General features: G+C 70.8%; 19 protein-coding genes. 9 read left to right on the top strand and 10 right to left on the bottom strand.

Going from position 1 to position 20,136, the window contains the following annotated elements; genetic code table 11:
* Positions 1 to 53 precede the first annotated feature (53 nt).
* Positions 54 to 302 carry a hypothetical protein gene (locus ACZ432_RS07140; protein ID WP_426964077.1) on the bottom strand — a complete coding sequence of 83 codons (249 nt, stop codon included), beginning with the start codon at positions 300 to 302 and terminating at the stop codon, positions 54 to 56.
* Between the two features lie 187 nt (positions 303 to 489).
* Between ACZ432_RS07140 and ACZ432_RS07135 the strand changes: the two genes are divergently transcribed.
* Positions 490 to 870: a cupin domain-containing protein gene (locus ACZ432_RS07135; RefSeq protein ID WP_426964079.1), complete on the top strand. Its 381-nt coding sequence runs from the start codon at positions 490 to 492 to the stop codon at positions 868 to 870.
* Positions 871 to 874: 4 nt separating this feature from the next.
* Positions 875 to 1,552: a hypothetical protein gene (locus tag ACZ432_RS07130; protein ID WP_426964080.1), complete on the top strand. Its 678-nt coding sequence runs from the start codon at positions 875 to 877 to the stop codon at positions 1,550 to 1,552.
* A gap of 79 nt (positions 1,553 to 1,631) precedes the next feature.
* On the opposite strand, the gene ACZ432_RS07125 is transcribed toward ACZ432_RS07130, so the two are convergent.
* The 3 genes from ACZ432_RS07125 to ACZ432_RS07115 form a co-directional block, all read right to left on the bottom strand.
* On the bottom strand, positions 1,632 to 3,506 hold the full coding sequence (locus ACZ432_RS07125; protein ID WP_426964082.1) for a carbon starvation CstA family protein: 1,875 nt from the start codon (positions 3,504 to 3,506) through the stop codon (positions 1,632 to 1,634).
* A 106-nt stretch (positions 3,507 to 3,612) separates the two neighbouring features.
* Positions 3,613 to 4,602: an ArsA family ATPase gene (locus ACZ432_RS07120; RefSeq protein WP_426964083.1), complete on the bottom strand. Its 990-nt coding sequence runs from the start codon at positions 4,600 to 4,602 to the stop codon at positions 3,613 to 3,615.
* Positions 4,602 to 4,898: a hypothetical protein gene (locus tag ACZ432_RS07115; RefSeq protein ID WP_058367601.1), complete on the bottom strand. Its 297-nt coding sequence runs from the start codon at positions 4,896 to 4,898 to the stop codon at positions 4,602 to 4,604. The genes ACZ432_RS07120 and ACZ432_RS07115 overlap by 1 nt, the downstream gene beginning before the upstream one ends.
* A gap of 104 nt (positions 4,899 to 5,002) precedes the next feature.
* Here ACZ432_RS07115 and ACZ432_RS07110 point away from each other — a divergent pair, with 104 nt between their 5' ends.
* From ACZ432_RS07110 to ACZ432_RS07085, 6 genes are all read left to right on the top strand, one after another.
* Entirely contained in the window at positions 5,003 to 6,286 is a 1,284-nt protein-coding gene (locus ACZ432_RS07110) for a CobW family GTP-binding protein (RefSeq protein ID WP_426964084.1), read from the top strand.
* 213 nt (positions 6,287 to 6,499) lie between these two features.
* On the top strand, positions 6,500 to 8,035 hold the full coding sequence (locus tag ACZ432_RS07105) for an LVIVD repeat-containing protein (protein WP_426964085.1): 1,536 nt from the start codon (positions 6,500 to 6,502) through the stop codon (positions 8,033 to 8,035).
* A 76-nt stretch (positions 8,036 to 8,111) separates the two neighbouring features.
* Positions 8,112 to 8,438, top strand: a complete 327-nt coding sequence (locus tag ACZ432_RS07100) for a NifU family protein (RefSeq protein WP_426964086.1) — start codon at positions 8,112 to 8,114, stop codon at positions 8,436 to 8,438.
* A gap of 713 nt (positions 8,439 to 9,151) precedes the next feature.
* Positions 9,152 to 9,448: a DUF7130 family rubredoxin-like protein gene (locus tag ACZ432_RS07095; protein WP_426964087.1), complete on the top strand. Its 297-nt coding sequence runs from the start codon at positions 9,152 to 9,154 to the stop codon at positions 9,446 to 9,448.
* Between the two features lie 134 nt (positions 9,449 to 9,582).
* Entirely contained in the window at positions 9,583 to 10,113 is a 531-nt protein-coding gene (locus tag ACZ432_RS07090) for a 50S ribosomal protein L16 (protein ID WP_426964088.1), read from the top strand.
* A gap of 109 nt (positions 10,114 to 10,222) precedes the next feature.
* Positions 10,223 to 11,314: a geranylgeranyl reductase family protein gene (locus ACZ432_RS07085; protein ID WP_426964090.1), complete on the top strand. Its 1,092-nt coding sequence runs from the start codon at positions 10,223 to 10,225 to the stop codon at positions 11,312 to 11,314.
* A 73-nt stretch (positions 11,315 to 11,387) separates the two neighbouring features.
* On the opposite strand, the gene ACZ432_RS07080 is transcribed toward ACZ432_RS07085, so the two are convergent.
* The 5 genes from ACZ432_RS07080 to ACZ432_RS07060 form a co-directional block, all read right to left on the bottom strand.
* Positions 11,388 to 13,232, bottom strand: a complete 1,845-nt coding sequence (locus ACZ432_RS07080; protein WP_426964091.1) for a PAS domain S-box protein — start codon at positions 13,230 to 13,232, stop codon at positions 11,388 to 11,390.
* Between the two features lie 16 nt (positions 13,233 to 13,248).
* Complete coding sequence (locus tag ACZ432_RS07075; RefSeq protein ID WP_426964092.1) at positions 13,249 to 14,694, bottom strand: ATPase domain-containing protein; 1,446 nt, start codon at positions 14,692 to 14,694, stop codon at positions 13,249 to 13,251.
* A 76-nt stretch (positions 14,695 to 14,770) separates the two neighbouring features.
* Complete coding sequence (gene ygfZ, locus ACZ432_RS07070) at positions 14,771 to 15,901, bottom strand: CAF17-like 4Fe-4S cluster assembly/insertion protein YgfZ (protein WP_426964094.1); 1,131 nt, start codon at positions 15,899 to 15,901, stop codon at positions 14,771 to 14,773.
* Positions 15,902 to 16,743: 842 nt separating this feature from the next.
* Complete coding sequence (locus tag ACZ432_RS07065) at positions 16,744 to 17,709, bottom strand: ROK family protein (protein WP_426964095.1); 966 nt, start codon at positions 17,707 to 17,709, stop codon at positions 16,744 to 16,746.
* A gap of 49 nt (positions 17,710 to 17,758) precedes the next feature.
* The gene (locus tag ACZ432_RS07060; RefSeq protein WP_426964097.1) at positions 17,759 to 18,217 is read right to left on the bottom strand and encodes a universal stress protein; all 459 of its coding nucleotides are present in this window, start codon (positions 18,215 to 18,217) and stop codon (positions 17,759 to 17,761) included.
* Positions 18,218 to 18,341: 124 nt separating this feature from the next.
* Between ACZ432_RS07060 and ACZ432_RS07055 the strand changes: the two genes are divergently transcribed.
* Positions 18,342 to 19,082 (top strand): SDR family NAD(P)-dependent oxidoreductase, encoded by a 741-nt coding sequence (locus tag ACZ432_RS07055; RefSeq protein ID WP_426964098.1) that lies wholly within the window; start codon positions 18,342 to 18,344, stop codon positions 19,080 to 19,082.
* Here the strand turns inward: ACZ432_RS07055 and ACZ432_RS07050 are convergent.
* Positions 19,079 to 19,984, bottom strand: a complete 906-nt coding sequence (locus ACZ432_RS07050) for a creatininase family protein (RefSeq protein ID WP_426964099.1) — start codon at positions 19,982 to 19,984, stop codon at positions 19,079 to 19,081. The genes ACZ432_RS07055 and ACZ432_RS07050 overlap by 4 nt on opposite strands.
* Between the last annotated feature and the right edge of the window lie 152 nt (positions 19,985 to 20,136).

Here is a 20,136-nt window from a genome sequence, read left to right as displayed (position 1 = left end):
GATGCGTCCGGGGCCGCCCGAGCGGGACGCGGACGGTGCGGGGGCCGAACCCGTCAGCGCCCGTACGCGATCCGCTGTGCCGTCTCGTCGAGCCACGCGCTCGCCTTCGAGAGCCACACGGCGGGCGACACGCGACGGAACTCGTCCTCGTCGACCTCGATGCGCTCCCCGCTGAAGGGGTCGCTCCGGAGGCCGCCCTCGCCGCCTTCGCCGCCCTCCTCGCCGTCGATGGCGTCCAGCGCGTCGACGACCGTCGTCATCGAACACCGGCCGCACGTCTCGGCCTGTTTCTTCTCTCCCATGGGTCTGTCTACCACGCCGTTGGTGCGCCGGCGTGTTAAACGCATCTCCGCGTGTGCGGCGCGCACACGACCGCTCCGCGGTCCGTCGCCGCCGACCGGGGCCGACACGACCGGTCGCCGCCCGCGACGCTCGACCGCTCCCGACCGACGCCGACGGGCTTTTATCCGGGGTGTGGTATTTCCAGCCATGGGATATCGAACCGTGGACGCGGACGCGGTGGAGCCGGAGCCGGACCGGCCGAGCGAGTGCCGGAAGCTCGGCGGGCCGGCGGGGCTGGAGGCGATGGCGATCAACCGCTTCCGCGCCGAGCCGGGCGAGGAGATCCCGCTGGCGTACCACTACCACGACGAGCAGGAGGAGGCCTTCTACGTGCTCGAGGGGACGCTGTGGGTGGAGACGCCGGAGGGGACCCACGAGGTGCCGAACGACCACCTGTTCGCGGTCGACCCGGGCAGCCCACAGCGCGCGCACGTGCCGGCCGACGCGGACGCGGCCGCGACCGTGCTCGCGGTCGGGGCGCCCGCGGTCTCGGGGGACGTACACGCCTACGACCCCGACCAGGAGTGAGGGCATGAGCGGCGACTCCGAGCGCGTCGACTCCGGCTCGGCCGACGCCGACGCCGGCGCCGACCGCGCCGACCGCGCCGACCGCGTCGACCCCGACCGCCTCCCGCCGGAGATCAGGGAGGCCGTTCCGGACTGGGACGACGAGTACCTCGACCGCGTCGGCGACCGGCTGATGTACGGCTACGACCTCGAGAAGGACTACCGGCTCGACGGGGAGCGGTGGGACCTCTACGGCGAGATGCGCGTGCGCAACGAGAAGCAGTTCCTTCACCCGGCGCTCAGCTACGCCGACCACGAGGCCGAGGAGTACCTGTTCGCGCGCCGCGAGCAGGGCGTCACGATCCGCGAACTGGAGCGGCTCGTCGAGCGGGGCCACGACGTGGCCGACGAGCGCGTCGACCCGGACGAGGAACACTACGGCACGGACGTGACGTTCGCGCTCGTGACCGACGCGATCCCGGACGACGTCCGCGAGTTCGTGGAGGGGTTCCGCGACCGGACCCTGCTGAAGTTCGGCTACTACGGCCACTACGACGTGAACCTGATCGTCGTCGCCCCCGACGCCGAGGCGATCGTCGCCAGCGAGGCCGCCGACGCCGCGGAGGCGTTCACCCTCTGGGAGGACGTGAGCGAGGAGCGCGAGGGGTTCCTCTCGCGGTTCGCGCGGAAGTTCTGGACCTGAGACGGCGCCGCGGCTGGCGGCGGGAGAACGGGAGGAGGGCTGGGCGCGCCGGTCGCGCCCTCCGAACGCTTTCGAGTCGTCAGTCGTCCGCGGGCGCCGAGCCGACCCCCTCGCGCACGTTGGCGAGGTTGTCGTAGCCGATCTTGACCAGCGAGAGCGCCAGCCAGACCAGCACGAAGCCGAGAACCGCCTGGACGCCCGAAGAGACCATCGCGGCGGTGCCGTCCGCGCCGCCTTGCAGGATGTTCGTGTAGATGTTCCGGTACAGGGCGATGAACGTCAGCGCCGTGACGGTGATCGCCACCATCAGCGCCATCGGGACGCCGGTGCTAAGCAGCTGCTTGGACTCGTCCCAGTTGGCGAGCCAGATGGTCGCCGTCAGCAGCGCGAGCGCCGCCAGCAGCTGGTTGGCGCTACCGAACAGTCCCCACAGCGTCACCCACTCGCCGGAGATGACGAGCACGTAGGCGATGACGCCCTGCAGCACGGGGTTGGTGTACCGGCCGCGGGCGAAGCCGCCGAAGTCGCCCGAGAGCCCGGTCGTCGTCTCGCCCGCCGGCGCGCCGACGATCTCCTCCATCATGTAGCGACCCAGCCGGACCGCCGTGTCGGTGGAGGTGAGCAGGAAGCTCACGAGCACGAGCGCCATGAACACGGCGCCGATCGTCTGCGGGATGCCGAGGCTCGTGAGGATGATACCGCCGCCGGCAGCGAAGTTCGGCAGCGCGCCGCCGATACCGCCCGCGGTCGCGTCCGCGACGAAGCCGGCGACCGCCAGCGTCGACAGCGCCAGCGCCGCGAGCAGGCCCTCGCCGAGCATGCCGCCGTAGCCGATCAGGCGGGCGTCGGTCTCCTTGTTGAGCTGCTTCGAGGTCGTCCCCGAGGAGACCAGCGAGTGGAACCCGCTGACCGTCCCGCAGGCGATGGTGATGAACAGCAGGGGGAACAGCGGCCAGACCCCGGCCGCCTCGGTCCCCCAGAAGCCCTCGAACGCGCCGATCGACGAGTCGATGACGAGCGGCTGCGCCGGCGTCGTGATCAGCGTGCCGACGATGATCGCGAGGATCCCCCCGCCCACGCCGGAGTACAGCAGGAACGAGGAGAGGTAGTCACGCGGCTGGAGCAGCACCCACACCGGGAGCGCGCTCGCGACCCCGCCGTAGACGATGATCAGCGGGAGCCAGGCCGCGACGTTCGGCGTCAGGATCGCGTCCGCGGAGACGGTCGCACCGGGGATCCAGCCGCCGGCCCCGAGACCGATCAGCTCCGCGAGGACGAGCGTCCCCTCGGGGTACGCGCCGGCCTCGACGGCCGGGAACAGCGCGAACGGGTACTGGATGCCGACCCAGACGGACGCGAACACGCCGGCGACGAACAGCGCGGTCCCCGGGAGGAACGGTCCGTTGAGCTGGTACAGGTAGACGCCGAACAGCAGCGCCAGCGCCACGTACAGGAACGAGGTGGTCGTCACCTGCGGGAACGCGTTGAACACGATCCCCACCACGAGCGCGAACACCGCCACGACGAGGATGATCGTGAGGAACGCGAACCACAACAGGAGGTTCTTCCCCCGCTCGCCGACGTACTCGCCGACGATGTAGCCGATACTCTTCCCCTCGTGGCGGATCGACCCGCTGAGGGAGACGAAGTCGTGGACCGACCCGATCAGCGGGTTGCCGATGGCGATCCACGCCAGCGCGGGCACCCAGCCCCAGATGGCGCCGGCCGTGATCGGTCCGACGATGGGCGCGCCGCCCGCGATGCTCGAATAGTGATGCCCCAGTAGCACCGGCTTCTTGGCCGGTACGTACTCCTGCCCGTCCTCGTACTTGTGTGCCGGCGTCTCGTTGGCGTCGTCGAGTTCGACGAACCGGGAGAGGTACTTCGAGTACCCCAGATAACCCACGGTGAACGTTACCAGCACGGCAAGCACGATCCAGATTACTTGCGTCATTGTTACCCTACCTCACGCTAAACCATGAGGAAATGGGGACTTAAGTATTGCCACCCAAACCCGGCGAGAAAAGCCGCCGCTGGTGCCGGTTTCACCGGCCTCGGTCTCACTCGGCCGCGGGGTCGACCGCGGTGGGCGGCTCCGCGGCCGTCTCCACGTCGAGTTCCGCGGCCACGTCCGCGAGCAGGTCCCCCTTCACCTCGCTGGTTCTGGTCTCGATCTCCGCGACCAGCGGCGGCGCAAACTCCTCGCGCACGCGGGCGATGCGCTCGCGGTCGGTCGCGACGCGGTCCCGGAGGTAGCGGGCGCCGCGGCCCTCCTCGTCGGGGTCCGGCTCGGGTGTGAGCTTGTTCGCCACCAGCCCGCGGACCGCGAGGTCGCGCTCGCTCATCCCGTCGATGGCGCGGGCGGTCTCGTTGAGCGAGAGCTGGTCGGGGTTCAACACGAGGAAGAAGGCGGCGTCCTCCCGGAGCGCGGCGCCGGCGAACTCGAAGAACTCCTTCCGCTCCTGGAGCCGGGCCAGCACCGGGTCGCCGTCCATCACGCGCCGGGGCTCGCGGTTGCCGATGGCGGCCTTCTCGAAGAGGTCGATGCTCCGCCGGCGCTTGTGGGCCAGCCGCTCGATCCAGTCCTCCAGGAACTCCGGGAGCCCGAGCAGGCGGAGCGTCGAACCGGTCGGGGCGGTGTCGAAGACCACGCGGTCGTACGGCTCGGAGGCGCGCATCACCTCGACGAACCGGTCGAACAGCGCCGACTCGTAAGCGCCCGGCGTCTGGTGGGCCATCTCCAGTTGCCGGTCGATCTCCGAGACCATCGCCGGGGAGACCTGGTCGGAGAGGCGCTGCCTGATGTCGTCGAGGTGGGCCGCCACCTCGTCGTCGGGGTCGATCTCCATCGCGTGGAGTCCGTCGACCCCCTCGACGGGCGTCGGCTCGTCGCCGAAGCGCTGGTCGAACACGTCCGAGGTGGAGTGGGCGGGGTCCGTGGAGACGACGAGCGTCTCCAGCCCCGCGTCGGCGCATTTCTGTGCGTACGCACAGGAGACGGTGGTCTTGCCGACCCCGCCCTTGCCGCCGAAGAAGACGAACGGCTCCATCAGAAGTGGTACTGCTGGCCCTTGCGTTCGATCAGCGTGTCGCGGTCCCACAGTCGGCGCTCCCACGCCTCGAACTCGTCTTCGAGGTACGGAAGCAGTTCGGCCGTGTAGTAGGAGACCGGCGAGGGGATCCCGAAGGCGTCCGGGAAGCACGCCAGCAGGAACGAATCCTCGAGGTCCTCGGCCTCCTTCTCGATCTTCTCGTAGGCCGGGTGGCTGATCATCCCGTGGTAGAGCCCGCGGGCCCACTCGTCGAGGGTCGCGAGGAACCGGTCGATGCGCTCGGCCAGCGTCATGGATTCACACGTAGCGGTCGCCGCGGTAAAAGCTGTCGCGGCTCGGTGCTCGAGACGCCCGCCCGGACCGCGGCTTCAAGGTCGTTCCCCTCCACCGCGTGGGTATGAGCGACGCGATCCCGGTGACGATCCTCTCGGGGAGTCTGGGGGCGGGCAAGACCACCCTGCTGAACCACCTGCTGCGGCACGCCGGCGACCGCGACGTGGCCGTCCTCGTCAACGACATGGGGGACGTGAACGTCGACGCCGACCTCGTCGCGGAGGGCTCGGACCTCGACGTGGAGGGCGGCGTCGCGGAGCTGTCGAACGGCTGCATCTGCTGTGAGCTACAGGACGACCTCGAGACGGCCGTGGTCCGGCTCGCCCGGAATCGCGAGTTCGACCACCTGGTCGTGGAGTCGTCGGGCATCTCCGAACCCGCGCCCGTCGCGCGGCTGTTCACCACCGAGTCGCGCGTCGCCGCGCTGTACGACGTGAACGCGCTCGTGACGGTCGTGGACGCCCGGCAGTTCCGCGACGCGTTCGCGGGCGAGGGGACCCCGGAGCGCCGCGCGGACCCGGACGCCGACGAGCGCCCCCTCTCCGACCTCCTCGTGGAGCAGGTCGAGGTGTCGAACGTCGTCCTGCTCAACAAGGCCGACCTCTGTACCGACGCGGAGCTCGCGGAGGCCGAGGAGCTAATCGCGGCGCTCCAGCCGGACGCGGAGACCATCCGCACGGAGTTCTCCGCGGTCGACCCCGCCCGCCTGCTGGACGTCGACCGCTTCGACCCGGACGAGGTCGGCGACCTGCCGGGCTGGAAGCGCGCGCTCGCGGACGCCGAGGGCCACGGAGGACACGGCGAGGGGGGGCACGGCGGGGACGGGAACGACGAGGGCGACCACGCCCACGACGGCCACGACGGCCACGCCCACCGCCACCCGGACGAGGTGTACGGCGTCACCTCGTTCACCTACCGGCGGCGGCGCCCCTTCCATCCCGGCCGGATCGCCGACCTCCTGCGTGACCTCCCGGAGAGCGTCGTCCGGTCGAAGGGGACGCTGTGGGTCGCGGGCAACGAACACCGGCAGGTCGTCGGGCAGGCCGGCCCCTCGGTTCGCGTGGAGGCGCCCGGGCCGTGGATCGCCAGCCTCCCCGAGATCGACCGGGAGCTCTACCGGTCGAACCGGCCGGACCTGGAGTGGCACGACGAGCACGGCGACCGGCTGACTGAGTACGTCGTCATCGGCACGGGAATGGACCGCGAGGCGGTGACCGAGGCGCTGGACGACTGTCTGGTCACCGACGAGGAGTGGGCGAGACTGGAGGGCGGGGGGTCCCTCGACGCCGCCGACCCCTTCCCCGACGAGCCGGGCGCGGAGGTCGCGCTCCGCGAGCCGGGAGCCTGACCGTTCGCTCGGAAGCCGGCGCAGTCACGCGTCCGGACGCGGCGGTCGCGGACCGGAGCTGTCTCGGCGCTGTGCGACCGCGTATCTGAGGACCGACTGCGGAGTAGAGAGGGCCCGCTGGGGCTTTCCGACCGTCGCGTTCCGAGCAACAGGAGCGACGCGTCGACCCCTCGGTTGAGAAACCCTCATACGCGCGAGCCCCCACCGACCGGTATGGACAGACGGCGCTTCCTCCGGACCGGCGCGCTGGGCGTCGCCGGAGTGGCGTTGGGCGGCGCGGCGGCCGGCGGGTTCGGGGACACGGCGGCCGCGGCGACCGCGAGCGAGCAGGAGTCGACCGCCTACGCCCCGATCGGGCGGCTCGACCTCGACGCCGCTTACGAGGCGGTCGTCGCCGAGGACGGGGCGACCGCCTTCGTCGCCACGGGCGACGGGTTCGTCGTCGTCGACCTCTCCGATCCCGCCGATCCCCGGCCGGTCGCCGAGCGAGGGAACCTGCTCGCCGACCGCGAGAACGGCCCGCTGACGCGGGTCTGGGACCTCTCGGTCGACGGGAGCGACCTGCTGGTCGCCGGCCCCGCGAACCCGAACCGGAGCGTGAACGCCGCCGTGCGCTTCGACGTCTCCGACCCCGCCGACCCGGAACAAGTCGCCGTCGCCGAAGTGGGGTTCCCGGTCCACAACTGCGCGCTCGCGGACGGGGTCGGCTACCTCACCGGCAACGACCGCGACCGGAACCCCCTCGTCGTCGTCGATCTGAGGGAGGATCCGGGGGAGAACGGGAGCGCGACGGCCGGCGAGGAACTCGCGCGCTGGTCGGTTATCGACGCCGACCCCGCGTGGGACGACGTGCGACAGACCCTCCGCGTGGTCCACGACGTGAGCGTGACCGACGGCGTGGCGACGCTGGCCTACTGGGACGCCGGCACGCACCTGCTCGACGTCTCGGACCCCGCGGATCCGGCCTATCTCGGCGGCGTGACGCCGCACGAACCGGGAGAACTGGCCGCGCTGTCGGCCCACGGGGTCACCGTCGAGAACTCGGCGCTCCCGGGCAACCACCACTATGCGGAGACGGACGAGGCCGGCGACCTGCTGGCCGTCAACGCCGAGGCGTGGGCGGTCGAGACCGGCGACGGACTGCGGGGCGGCCCCGGCGGCGTCCACCTCTACGACCGCTCGGACCCGGGCGACCTCACTCGACTCGCGACGGTAGAGCCCCTCGAAAGCCCCGACCCCACGGGCTCGGGCGTCTGGACCACGGCGCACAACTTCGAGCTCCGGGACGACCGCCTCTACACCGCGTGGTACGAGGGCGGCGTGACGCTCCACGACGTCTCCGACCCCGCGGCTCCCGCGGAGTTGGCGCGGTGGCGCGACCCCGCCCACGCCAGTTTCTGGACCGCGCGCGTCGGCGTCCCCGGCGAGTTCTTCGTCGCCCCGAGCACGAGCCACCGGCCCGCGCAGGCCGCCCTCTACACCTTCCCCGACCGCGCCGGCGAGCAGGCCGACCCGCCCGCGCTGCGCGACGCCCTCCCGGACGCGTCGACCGAGACCCCCGCGGCCGCACGGACGCCCGCGGACGCGACCGAAACGCCGCCCCCCGAGACGACCGCGACCGACGGCGCCGCCACGACGGACGGCGAGGCTCCCGGGTTCGGGGTCGCGACCGCTGTCGGCACCGTCGCGGGCGTGGCGGGGGGACTGCGCGTCCTCAGGCGGGTCCACGACGACGGACGTGCGGAATAGTGACACAGTTGCTTGCAAGGAACGGCCGGCCGCCCGAACCGCAAGCTTCCAAAGGCCCCGGCGCCAACTACGGGCAATGAGCGACGAGAGCCTGGCGGACCGGGTGGAGCAGTGGATGGTCGGCCAGATGCCGATCATCCAGATGCACGGCGGGACGAGCGTCGTGCGCGAGGCCGACGCGGAGACCGGCGAGGTCGTCGTCGAACTCGGCGGCACCTGCTCCGGCTGCGGCATCTCCAACGTCACCGCCGAGAACATCCGCCGCGACCTCATCATGGACTTCGACGAGGTGACCGAGGTCCACGTGAAGGTCCCCTCCTCGGGCGACCAGGGCGCCGCCACCGTCGAGGGCGGCCGCGGCGGCGACCTCCAGCACGAAACCGAGAGCGCGGAGCACTTTTAGAACCGACCGTTTTCCCGCCGACCTTTTTCTGCGTTGGGTTCGCGCGGCGCACAGCGCCGCGCTCACCCGTCCTTGAAAAATGTCGATCAAAAAGGGGCCGCGGTCGGCGCTGCGGGCGCTGCGCACCCTCGCGCCGCCGCGGTACCACAACCCCCGACAGAAACCGCAACCCGACCTTTTTCTGCGGTCGGGTCGCGGCGGCGCAGGGCGCCGCCTTGACCGCTCCCTTGAAAAATGTCGATCAAAAAGGGGCCGCGGTCGGCGCTGCGGGCGCTGCGCACCCTCGCGCCGCCGCGGTACCACAACCCCCGACAGAAACCGCAACCCGACCTTTTTCTGCGGTCGGGTCGCGGCGGCGCAGGGCGCCGCCTTGACCGCTCCCTTGAAAAATGTCGATCAAAAAGGGGCCGCGGTCGGCGCTGCGGGCGCTGCGCACCCTCGCGCCGCCGCGGTACCACAACCCCCGACAGAACCGGCACCACACAGCCACAGCACCGCACCGCATCGACACCGCACCACCACAGCACCGCCACAGCACCGCACCGCATCGACACCGCACCACCACAGCACCGCCACAGCACCGCACCGCATCGACACCGCACCACCACAGCACCGCCACAGCACCGCCACCGCACCGCGACCGCGGACGGCAGAGATTGTGTGTCGCGGTACCGTGACACATAATTAAGACGATCCGGCACGTATTGCCGCGTATGGCCTCCGAAGAACCCGTATTCGCGGACGTGACCATCGGACAGAGCGTCTACGACGACGAGGGGAACGAACTCGGATCGGTGCGCGGGGTCGACGACGACGGCTTCTACGTCCGGTCCCCGGACAGCGGCGAGGCGCTGTCGCTCACGCAGGCGCGGGACGTGTTCGGCACCGCCTACGTGATGTGGCGGTGCTGGGAATGCGGCGAGATGGGCGAGATCGGCGACCAGCTCCCGGCGAACTGCCCGAACTGCGACGCGCCGCGAGAGGAGCTCTACTACTGGGCCGAGGACTGACCCGGCGCGCTTCTGACCCCGTCGGTCAGTGCGTGACAACCCCTCACAGGTTCCGAGAGCCGGCTCTAGCGGCGCGAGAGGAGCGCTTTCGAAGGCTTTATTCGCGGCGCGGAGGTGATATCCGACAAGTAACCATGTCAGACAAGCCCGCCTCCATGTACCGGAAGATCGACAAGCCGTCGTACACGCGCCGTGAGTACATCACGGGCATTCCGGGCTCGAAGATCGCACAGCACAACATGGGCGACCTCTCCACGGACCCGGACGACTACCCCGTCGAGATCAGCCTGCGCGTCGAGGAGACGCTCCAGATCCGCCACGGCTCGCTCGAGAGCGCGCGCCTGTCGGCCAACCGGCACCTGCTGAAGGAACTCGGCGAGGGCAACTACAAGATGGTCCTCCGCAAGTTCCCCCACCAGGTCATCCGCGAGAACAAGCAGGCGACCGGCGCGGGCGCGGACCGCGTCTCCGACGGCATGCGACAGGCGTTCGGCAAGCCGGTCGGCACCGCCGCCCGCATCCAGAAGGACGAGGCCGTCTTCACGGCCTACTGTACGCCCGAGCAGGCCCCCGTCGTGAAGGAGGCCTTCCGCCGCGCGTACAACAAGATGTCGCCGCCGTGCCGGATCACGGTCGAGCGCGGCGAGAAGCTGCTGATCTCGTAAGCGACTCCCGTTCTCCCGGTTTTTCCGACGGTTCCAGCGACCGCGTTTCTTCCCCCCCCGGCGTCCTCGTCGGGAAGTGCTTATCAGTCGCGGCGCGGTGCGTACCGGTATGTACGATTTCGCCGTCGTGGGCGTCGGCCCGGCCGGCGCGCGCTTCGCCCGCCGCGCGGCGGAGGCGGGGTACGACGTGATCGCCTTCGAGAAGGGCGAGGTCGGGACCCCGCTGGCCTGCTCCGGGCACGTCTCCGACGACGTGTGGGAGTACGTCCCGGACGCGGCGCGCGAGGAGTTGCTGCAGAACGAGGTGTACGGCGCGCGCTTCCGCGTCGGCGGCCCCGACTCGAAGCCCTACCGCTTCTACAAGGAGGAGCGCGTCTCGAACGTGATCGACCGCGTCGGGCTGGACCGGACGCTCGCCGACTGCGCCCGCGAGGCCGGCGCCGACGTGCGCGAGGGCCACACCGTCACCGGCGTCGACGAGCGCGAGGACCGCGTGGCGCTGGACGTGCGGACGGCCGACCGCGTCGATGGGGGGATCGAGACGGTCGAGGCGCGGATGGTCGCGGGCTGTGACGGCCCCGTCTCGCGCGTCCGGCGCGCGGTCGGCCTCCCGGAACCGGACGAGAAACTGCACGGCGTCCTCGCGTTCGACCGCGACCCGGATCACGGCGACTTCGTGGACGTCCACCTGACGGCGCCCACCTTCTTCGCGTGGCGCATCCCCCGCGGGGAGGCGGGCGTCGAGTACGGGCTCGCCGCGCCACCGGGCGTCGAGGTGAACGAGATGTTCGACGCGCTCACCGACGCCTACGACGTGGAGACGGACCACTTCTGTTCGGGCGCCATCCCCGTCGGCCCGCCGGAGACGGTGACGACCGACCGCGTCTTCCTGATCGGCGACGCGGCCGCGCAGACGAAGCCGTTCACCGGCGGGGGGATCCGCTACGGGATGGCCGCCGCCGACGCCGCGGCGGGGGCGATCGATCCCGCCGACCCCGCCACGCTCGCCGACTACGAGGCGGCGTGGCGCGACGAGTTGGCCAGGGAGATCCGGCTCGGAAAGCTCATCAGGAAGTGCTACTCGCTGCCGGAGCCGGTTCAGCGGCTCGGGCTCCGGGCGCTGTCGGGCGAGATCGGCGTCCACATGGACAGGCCCTCCTCGTTCTTCTCGCGGACGCATCTGCGCCGGCTGCTGCGCTGAGGGGGAGTCGCCGGCTCGCCCCGACCCCCTCCCGGTCCGCTCGACTGCGGCGCCGCGAACGCAGTCCGTGCGGTCAGTCGTCGGCTCCCGATCCGGTCCCGGCGTCGTCGAGCGCCGGGAACCGGAGTTCGACGACCGCGCCGCGGGGCTCCGCCTCCCGGTAGGAGACGGTCCCGCCCACGTCCTCCACGGTCCAGCGGACGAGCCAGAGCCCGATCCCCGAGGCGTGCTCCGTCGGCGTCTCGGCGGTGCCCACGAGCGGCCCCCGGTCGGCCTCCGAGATCCCCGGTCCGTTGTCCGCGACGCGGAGGACGGCCGCGGAGCCCCCGCCGCCGGCCTCCCGCTCCAGTGAGACCCGCACGCGCGGGTCGCGGTCGCAGTGGACGACCGCGTTCGTCAGCAGCTCCTCGACGGCGACCGCGACGCTGTCGTTCGCGAGCACGGAGACGGACGCGAGCGTCGTCTCGATCCCGGCGTGGGGATACTCGTCGCGGATCTCCTCGGCGGCGGTCGCGATCACCTCGTCCAACCGGACCGGCTCCAGGTCGACGTCCCCGCGCAGCGCCGAGCGGAAGCGCCGCGCCGCGTTCGACAGCGACAGCAGGTTCTCGGACGCCTTCTTGATGCGGTCGACGTGGTGGGCGATCTCCCCTTCCCCGGCCTCGATCCCGGACGCGTGCCCGATCACCACGTTGAGGCGGTTGCGGAGGTCGTGTCTGAGCACGCGGTCGAGCACGGCGAGCCGCTGTTCGCGCTCGCGCCGGTCGGTCACGTCGCGCTGGAACCCGAGGAAGTACTCCACTTCGCCGTCCGGGCCGTGGATCGGCGTCACGTCCAGCGCGTTGTACCACTCGCTGCCGTCCGCGCGCCGGTTGAGTATCTCGACGCTGACGGGCTCGCCGGCCGCGATCGCCTCGCGCAGGCGGGCGACCGTCTCCGGGTCCGTGTCCTCCGTCTGGAGGATCCGCGGGTTTCGGCCGAGCATCTCCTCGCGCGAGCGTCCGGTGAGCCGCTCGAACTCGTCGTTGACGTAGATCAGCGGATTGTCCGGAAGCGACGGGTTTGAGATCGTGATCCCGATGGTCGCGTCGTCCATGGCGCGCCGGTAGAGCCGGAGCTGATCCTCCCGGGCCTGCCGGCGCGACACGTCGTGAACGATCACCTGTACCGTGTCCCCGTCGACCGCGGTGGTGGCGATCTCGACCGGGACCGGGCGGTCGTTGCGGCGGATCCGCGCGTCGACGAACTCCGCCTCCCCCGCAGCGTCCGGGTCCGCGATCAGCCGTCGAACGGGGTCGCGGCAGTCCGGATCGATGATGGAGACGAACTCCCGGCCGGCGAGGTCCTCGGGGTCTGTTCCGAGCAGCCGTCCCGCCGCCGCGTTGGCGTAGGTGATCGTCGCGTCGGCGACCAGGAAGGCGGCCGCCGGCGCCTGCTCGATCAGCCGCCGGTAGCGCTCCCGGCTCTCGGCGACCTCGCGCGAGAGCGACCGGGCGCGCGTGACGGTGTTCAGGCGCCGCTCCAGGACCGCGCTTCGGAGCGGGGTCGACAGCACGTCGGTGACCACGGTCGCGAGGTCCTCGGGGAGCCGCGCCAGCACCGCCCCCGGATCGCCCTCCGCCACGAGCAGACACGGCACGAGCGTCGCTTCCCGCTCCCGGATCCGACGGAGTCCGTCCGCGACCGCCCGGAGCGTTCCCGGGTCGGCGAGGCAGCACTCGAAATCCAGCCCCTCGAGGTCGGCCGGCTCGGCGATCACCGGCTCGTAGCCGTGCTCGTCGAGCCACTCCACGAGCAGTCGGCGGTCCTCGCCGGGACGGAGACAGCAGACGACGCGCGGCCGCTCCGGGTCGTCGCCGTCGGTCGGCGGCGAGTCGATGCGGTCTGCTGCCCTCGCTCCCGGTGTGGGGTCACTCATCGTGCGGTGTTCACGCTCACTCGCCGGTGAACTCCGGCGTCCCGGTGAGGATGCCACGCAGGTTCCGGAGCGGCTCGCCGAGAACGATCCCCTCGTCGGTGATCTCGAACTCCCGGAGCGTGCGCTCGAAGTCGCTGGCGCGCATCTTCAGGACGCCCGCCGCCTTCCGGAGTTCGCCCTGCATCTCCAGATAGCGGAGGAACAGCATATTGTCCGCGAGGTAGCTGATCCGGTCGCTCGTCGGTTCGAAGTCCCCCGTGATCGTTCCCACGTCGTCCACGAGGATCGCCGTCACACCCATGTTCCGCAGGTACCGGCACAGCGCGTGGATCTCCCGGAGCAGTTCGTCCGACTCGCCGCGGATCGAGAGGCGGTAGCCGGAGAGGCCGTCGATCAGCACCACGCGGGCGTCGCGCTCCTCGACCTCCTCGCGGACCGCGTGGGCGAACTCGTCCGGCGAGACGGAGAGCGGTTCGACCTCCTCCAGCGCGAGCGATCCCTCACCGGTCATCTCCCCGACCGGGATCCCGACGCTCTCCGACCGGTGGGTGAACGTCGCGGCGTCCTCCTCGAAGAGGTACGCGACGGAGCGCTCGCCGCGGGCGGCGGCCTCCTTCAGGAAGTGCGTCGCGGTGGTCGACTTCCCCACGCCGCTCGGCCCGGAGATGACCGAGACGCTGCCGCGCTGGATCCCGCCCGACAGCATGGCGTCGAGGCGCTCGACGCCGGACGAGATGCGTTCGTCGGTGAGCGAGCGCCCGTGGTCGGTCGGCACCAGCTTCGGGAACACGGACATCCCGCCCTCGTCGATCCGGACGGTGTGTTGGCCGGACTGAAAGCCGGAGCCGCGGAACTTGGTCACCTCGACGGTGCGGCCCTTCTCGGCGTGGCTCAGGTGAACGCTGCCGTCACAGAGGAACTCCAAGTCCTCGACGCTCCCGGTGGTCCCGGGCTGGGTCGAGAAGAGGACCGTCGCGCCCCCCTCAGTGAGGTAGCGCATGAACGACGCCGCCTCCCGGCGGAACTGGTAGTCGTCGCGCACGAGGTGTCTGAGCTGCGTCAGCGGGTCGACGAACACGCGGTCGGGATCGACGCGGTCGACGGCGTCGACGATGGCCGCCGTCACCTCCTCGGACTCCACCTCGTCGGCCGCGAACACGCCGTAGGTGCGGTCCTCGGCGAACACGTCCGCGCCCGGCGAGAGGTCGAGGAACTCGATCCCGTCGAGGTCGAACCCCAGCGACGCCGCGTTCTCGCGGACGCGCTCGGTCGACTCCTCGAAGTTGACGAACAGCGTCGACTCCCCGCGGTCGCGCCCCGCCGTCAGGAAGTGGTAGCCGAGAATGGTCTTGCCGGTCCCCGGGCCGCCCCGGAGCATGTACGATCGGCCGGAGAGGAACCCACCCCGAAGTACCGAATCCAGGCCGGGAATACCCGTCGCCAGCCTACCTACCTCTGACATATTAAACCAGGAGGGGATAGGACCTATTCAATGTGTGTCATAGCCAGAATGAAATTATTCGGATAATATTTACTCCTCAGTCCTCGTAACGTGGCAGACGGGCGGACCGAACGCTCCCGTCGACGAACGGGAGATCCGATAGTTCTGCTGACACTTCATCACCAGCGACGCGCACCGCGAGGTCGGTCGCGTCGAGATCGTACTCGACCAGCGCGAGCGCGATCGGCTCGTCGAGCGTGGGGCTCGCGACGGCGCGGGTCACCTCGCCGACCGCGGCGTCGCCCGCGAACACGGCCGCGCCGGCGTCCGGGAGGGCGTCGTCCGGGGAGTCGGCGTCCGCGTCCGCGTCCGGCTCGCCACCCAGCCGGAGTCCCACGAGGCGGCGGCTCGGGCGGCCCTGGTTCTCGACGCGCGAGACGACCTCCTGGCCGACGTAACACCCCTTCTCGAAGTCGAGCCCGTTCCGCAGGCCGAGGACGTTCGGGACCGTCCCCTCGAGTTCGTACTCGAAGAGGGGGGTGCCCGCCTCCGTCGCGAGCACGTCCCACGTCCGGTAGCCGAACGGCGCGGCGTTGAGCCCCCGGTTGACCAGCGTGTCGAACACGTCGCCGGCGTCCTCGGCCGCGCAGACGACCTCGTAGCCGTCCTCGCCGAGGGGGTTGTCGGTCGCGATCACCGTGACGCCCGCGTCCACCATCGTCCCGCGCTCGAACGTCAGCGCGGGTTCGGGCGCGCCCGCGTGGTTCAGCACGGAGGCGACCTTCTCGGTCGCCATGGGACCGTGGACGCCGAAGACGCCGAACTCCGCGGAGGCGTCCCGCAGGTCCACGTCCTGGATGAACACCTTCGAGGACCAGTCCTCGAGGAGGGGCTCGGCGCGCTCCGGCGGCGTGAACACCAGGAGCCGCTCGCCGGCGTTGTAGACGTACATGTCCGTCTCGATGCCGCCCTGCGGGTCCAGCAGGAGCGCGTAACAGCCCGCTCCGTCCTCCGCGGGCACCCGGTTGGTGACCGCGTTGTCGACGAACTCGACGCGGTCCTCGCCCCTCACGGCGAGGACCCCGTACCCCATCTCGATGGTGCCGACGACGTTGCGCACCGCGCGGGCCGCGCTCTCCGGCCGCCCGTAGTGGTCGACCACCTCGCGCCCGCCGCGGTCGCGGAACGTCGCGCCGTGGTCCGCGTGGGCGTCACTGACCAGCGTCATGAGCGGAGCAAGTGGTGGCGCGGGGAAAAGGGCGCTGGATACGCGGTGTCCGTGAATGCGGTCGTGGATCCTGCTTATCGGAAGGAGAGTGTTCTGAAAGTCGGAGCCGGCTCGACCTAATACTGATCTGCTGCAGACTCTGCTGCTCGGAACAGCACCACCCGGAAAGCCCCAGCCGGCTCGACCGGCCGTCGTGAGACGGTCCGGGCTGCCTGCAGTGGCGGGCTGCCGGGCTGCGACTCACGGGCTCCCGCTCGTTCCTCGCGGGAACGCGACACACGCTGCGCTCCTCGCTCCGCGCCTGGCGAGACAACCCGCGTCTCGCCGCTCTCCGGCGTGCAGTAGCGCGCTGGAGACACCGCTCGCTGCGGTGCCTGAGACGAAGTCTCAGACTAGCGAGTGCTTCGCTCTCGCGTCGCTTGCGGAGCCGGGACCGGATCGAGCCGACTGCCCCTTTCAGTCCCACCCACCGCGACCGCACCGCAGCCTCACACTCCCCAGCCTCGCCGCAGTCGCGGTCGCGCGACTGCGCCGCTGCGCGACCGCGACTGCGGGCTCCACCGAAAATCGGAGATTTTCGAGCAGCCGGCGTGCGGTAGCGCACCGAAAACCGCAGGTTTTCGAGCCGCCGTTCGCTCCGCACCGCGCTCACGGCGACGCCGGCGACCTCGCGCGCGTTTCTCGCGCGCGCCGACCGCACTGCACGTACAGCACCACTTCCGGCGGGCCGAACGTTTTTCGCGGATGCGGCGGAACTCCCGCCGTGAGTGCAGTCGGGTCGGGTGGTCTGTGCGACTCGGTGTCGCGTCCGGCGGGTCAGGCGTCGAGAATCAGGGCTGGCTCTATAACCGGGAGCGGTCGCCCGTCCCGCCGGTGAGCGCGCTGGCGAGGGCGCCCTTCACCACCACCTCGTCGCCGAGGTCGGTGAGTTTGATCTCGGGGAGGTTGATGAACACCATCTCCGAGAGCTGCTCGCGGACCGGGTCGAGCACCAGTTCCGGGTTGTTCAGCGCGACGGCGCCGCCGACCGAGACGACCAGGGGCGCGTACGCGTGGATGACGTTGGCCAGCCCCATCGCGTTCCAGTGGGCGACCTGTGCGACCACGTGGTCGGCGAAGTCGTCGTCGCCGGCGGCGTCGAAGACGTCCTTCGCGGAGAAGTCGGGGTCGTCGACCGGTAGGCTCGTCTCGACGGGGTCCTCGGCGTGTAGCTCGCGGGCGTATCGGGGGATGTTGTTGCCCGAGCAGTAGGCCTCCCAGTGGCCGTCGGAGCCGCAGCCGCACCGCATGAAGCCGTGGGGGTCGAGCGTCATGTGGCCGACCTCGCCGGCGTTGCCGTCCCAGCCGGCGAGCACGTTCCCGTCGACGGAGACGCCCGCGCCGACGCCCGAGGAGATGGTGAGGTACACCATGTCGTCGGGGTTGCGGTCGGCGTGGAACCGCTCGCCGATGACGCCCGCGTTGGTGTCGTTGTGCAGGTGCACCTCGTCGGTGTCGAGCAGCTCCGAGAGGGGGCCGGTCAGGGGGATCCGGTCGATCGCGTCGGGGAGGTTCGCCGGGTTCTCCACGACGCCGGCGGCCAGGTCCAGCGGGCCGATGGAGCCGATCCCGGCCGCGGCGACGGTCGTCGGGTCGACGCCCGCCTCCGCGCAGGCCTCGCGGACGACGCCGAGGACGGCCTCGGTCACCGCGATGCCGGTCGGCCCGCGCGGGGTCGGGCGCTTCGCGGAGCCGAGGATCGCCGCGTCGCCGTCGCCGACGACCGCACGGACGTTGGTCGCGCCGAGGTCGACGCCCACGTAGTGCATCTACGCGTAGGGGGGCTCCGGCGGCACTTAATTGAGACGCTTCCGGGCGCTACTTCGTCCCCTCGCGGACGAACGTCACCGGGCACGGCGAGGAGAGCATGACCTCCTGGGCGACGCTCCCGAAGACGGCCTTCCCGGTGGGGGAACGCTGGCGCCCGCCGACGACCACGCGGTCGGCGTCGGTGTCCTTCGCGACGTCGACGATCTCCTCGCCGCGGTGGCCGACCGCGCCCCGGATCGCGTAGTCGACGCCCGCCTCGTCCATGATCGTCGTCAGGTCGCGGATCGTCGCGTGGCGCTTGGCCACGCCGTCGGGCGTCGCCTCCTCGCTGTCGGGGTCGATACTCAGCTTCTCGCAGGTGTCCTCGAACTCCTCCCTGGTGAACACGTGCGCGAGAACGACCTCCGCGTCGCAGGGGCCGGCCACGTCCGTCGTCTCCTCGCCGAGTCGCTCCACGCGTTCGCGGTCGTCCGCGCCGACCGCCAGCAACATCGTGTCGATGCTCATGCCAGCCCCTTGCCTCCCCGATAACTTAAAACCACCGTCCGTTTACTCGATTTTGAATTAATTTTCAGACCCGAGTTACCACCTCACACGACGAGGCTTTGCCGGTGCGGACGGATCGTCGGGTATGATCGAGCCGGATCTGTCCGGGCGGGTTGCGCTCGTCACCGGGAGTGCGCGGGGGCTTGGACGATCGATCGCGCTCGCGTGCGCCGAGGCGGGCGCGGCCGTCGCGGTCCACTACAACACCAGCGAGGCGGCCGCGGTCGCGACCGCGGAGGAGGCGCGCGAGCGCGGCGCGCCGGCCGCAACCGCGGTCGGGGCGGACGTGACCGACCCGTCGAGCGTCGACGCCGCCTTCGACGCGGTCGCGGAGGAACTCGGCGCGGTCGACGTGTTGGTGAACAACGTCGGCGACTTCGCGCCCGAGCACTGGGAGGCGATGAGCGTCGCGACGTGGGACCGCGTGCTGGAGACGAACCTCAAGGGGACCTACCTCTGCACGCGCCGCGCGCTCCCCGCGATGCGCGAGGCTGAGTGGGGACGCGTGGTGAACGTCGGCTACGCCGGCAGCGACCGCGCGCTCGCGAACCCGAAGAACCTCCCGTACTTCATCGCCAAGACGGGCGTCCTGATGTTCACGCGGGCGGTCGCGCGGGACACGACCGACGACGGCGTCACGGTCAACGCGGTCTCGCCGTACGTGGTGGAGTCGAGCGACGAGTTCCCCGACGAGGCGCCTCGCGGGCGGTGGGCCACCTTCGAGGACGTGCGGCAGGCGGTGCTGTTCTTCCTCGACGAGGGGTCGGCGTACCTCTCGGGCGAGAACGTGGAAATCGACGGCGGCTGGCTCCCCGAGCGGCTCTAAGTCCCATCCCGATCGTCGTCCGCGCCGGCGTCACGGCCGCGGGTCGCTCCGTCGCCACGGTCGTCCGCGACGCCATCACGGTCCGCCGCGTCCGTCGTCGCGACCCCGTTCCGATCGCCACGCTCCAGCGCCGCGACGAGCGTGACGAGGTTCTCGACCGCCTCGTCGGCCAGTTCCCGTCCCTTCGCGGCCGTGGCGCTCGTGGGGTCGCCCAGGTTCCCGGTGTCGGTCAGCGCCGCCATGTCGGTCGCGGTGAGCGCCCACCCCACGCGGTTGTCGCCGAGCGCGTCGTAGTCGGTGAGCGGGAGGCTCTCCGCCGGCGGGTCGACCGCCTCGGCCTCGTCCATGCGGACGAGGTCGGGGAACAGCTCCAGCATCAGGCTCGTCTCGAACTCGGAGGCGTGGAACGTGACGCTGCTGTCGCGGACGCGCGCCGCCGCGTCGGAGAAGACGTCGATCAGGGGGACGTGGAACGCCGCGAGGTCGAACTCCGTCCGGAGGTCCCGCACGACGACCTCGAGTTCGGGGTCCTGTGCGAGGTAGTGGCCGTTCAACAGGAGGACGTTGTCGATCCCCCACTCGGCCGCGGAGCCGGCCACGTCGCGGACGTAGCGCCGGAACGTCTCGCTCTCGACGGTGAACGTTCCCGGCTTGAAGGTGTGGTGCTCGCTGACGCCGTAGGGGACGGCGGGCGCGAGCAGCGCGGGCACCTCCTCGGCGACGCGTTCTCCGATGGCCTCGGGCATCAGCGTGTCCACGCCGAGCGGCATGTGGTGGCCGTGCTGTTCGGTCGCGCCGACCGGCAACAGGAGCGTCGACGTCTCCGCGGTCGCCGCCTCCACGTCGCGCCAGGTCATGCGCTCCAGCCGGAACTCGTCCAGGCCAGCCTCGGACTCGGTCATGTCCCCCGATGCGGTCGCCCGGAGGTAAGCGGTTTCGGCACGGGACACGGCCGCGAACCGATTTTTGAACCTCGGAATGCGGTGCTGATGCGGTCGCGGTGCGGTGCTGATGCGGTCGCGGTGCGGTGCTGATGCGGTCGCGGTGCGGTGCT

This window comes from Haloparvum alkalitolerans (assembly GCF_055381565.1).
The sequence above is the reverse complement of the archived record's forward strand: the minus strand, read 5'-3'. Positions and strand labels throughout refer to the sequence as shown.

What these genes read in the sequence shown, in the direction of transcription:
- ygfZ (WP_426964094.1), bottom strand. Translation starts at nt 15,901, where the DNA reads ATGACGCTGGTCAGTGACGCCCACGCGGACCACGGCGCGACGTTCCGC.
- ACZ432_RS07130 (WP_426964080.1), top strand. Translation starts at nt 875, where the DNA reads ATGAGCGGCGACTCCGAGCGCGTCGACTCCGGCTCGGCCGACGCCGAC.
- ACZ432_RS07095 (WP_426964087.1), top strand. Translation starts at nt 9,152, where the DNA reads ATGGCCTCCGAAGAACCCGTATTCGCGGACGTGACCATCGGACAGAGC.
- ACZ432_RS07060 (WP_426964097.1), bottom strand. Translation starts at nt 18,217, where the DNA reads ATGAGCATCGACACGATGTTGCTGGCGGTCGGCGCGGACGACCGCGAA.
- ACZ432_RS07050 (WP_426964099.1), bottom strand. Translation starts at nt 19,984, where the DNA reads ATGACCGAGTCCGAGGCTGGCCTGGACGAGTTCCGGCTGGAGCGCATG.
- ACZ432_RS07115 (WP_058367601.1), bottom strand. Translation starts at nt 4,898, where the DNA reads ATGACGCTGGCCGAGCGCATCGACCGGTTCCTCGCGACCCTCGACGAG.
- ACZ432_RS07135 (WP_426964079.1), top strand. Translation starts at nt 490, where the DNA reads ATGGGATATCGAACCGTGGACGCGGACGCGGTGGAGCCGGAGCCGGAC.
- ACZ432_RS07085 (WP_426964090.1), top strand. Translation starts at nt 10,223, where the DNA reads ATGTACGATTTCGCCGTCGTGGGCGTCGGCCCGGCCGGCGCGCGCTTC.
- ACZ432_RS07055 (WP_426964098.1), top strand. Translation starts at nt 18,342, where the DNA reads ATGATCGAGCCGGATCTGTCCGGGCGGGTTGCGCTCGTCACCGGGAGT.
- ACZ432_RS07080 (WP_426964091.1), bottom strand. Translation starts at nt 13,232, where the DNA reads ATGAGTGACCCCACACCGGGAGCGAGGGCAGCAGACCGCATCGACTCG.
- ACZ432_RS07100 (WP_426964086.1), top strand. Translation starts at nt 8,112, where the DNA reads ATGAGCGACGAGAGCCTGGCGGACCGGGTGGAGCAGTGGATGGTCGGC.
- ACZ432_RS07120 (WP_426964083.1), bottom strand. Translation starts at nt 4,602, where the DNA reads ATGGAGCCGTTCGTCTTCTTCGGCGGCAAGGGCGGGGTCGGCAAGACC.
- ACZ432_RS07110 (WP_426964084.1), top strand. Translation starts at nt 5,003, where the DNA reads ATGAGCGACGCGATCCCGGTGACGATCCTCTCGGGGAGTCTGGGGGCG.
- ACZ432_RS07075 (WP_426964092.1), bottom strand. Translation starts at nt 14,694, where the DNA reads ATGTCAGAGGTAGGTAGGCTGGCGACGGGTATTCCCGGCCTGGATTCG.
- ACZ432_RS07065 (WP_426964095.1), bottom strand. Translation starts at nt 17,709, where the DNA reads ATGCACTACGTGGGCGTCGACCTCGGCGCGACCAACGTCCGTGCGGTC.
- ACZ432_RS07090 (WP_426964088.1), top strand. Translation starts at nt 9,583, where the DNA reads ATGTCAGACAAGCCCGCCTCCATGTACCGGAAGATCGACAAGCCGTCG.
- ACZ432_RS07125 (WP_426964082.1), bottom strand. Translation starts at nt 3,506, where the DNA reads ATGACGCAAGTAATCTGGATCGTGCTTGCCGTGCTGGTAACGTTCACC.
- ACZ432_RS07105 (WP_426964085.1), top strand. Translation starts at nt 6,500, where the DNA reads ATGGACAGACGGCGCTTCCTCCGGACCGGCGCGCTGGGCGTCGCCGGA.
- ACZ432_RS07140 (WP_426964077.1), bottom strand. Translation starts at nt 302, where the DNA reads ATGGGAGAGAAGAAACAGGCCGAGACGTGCGGCCGGTGTTCGATGACG.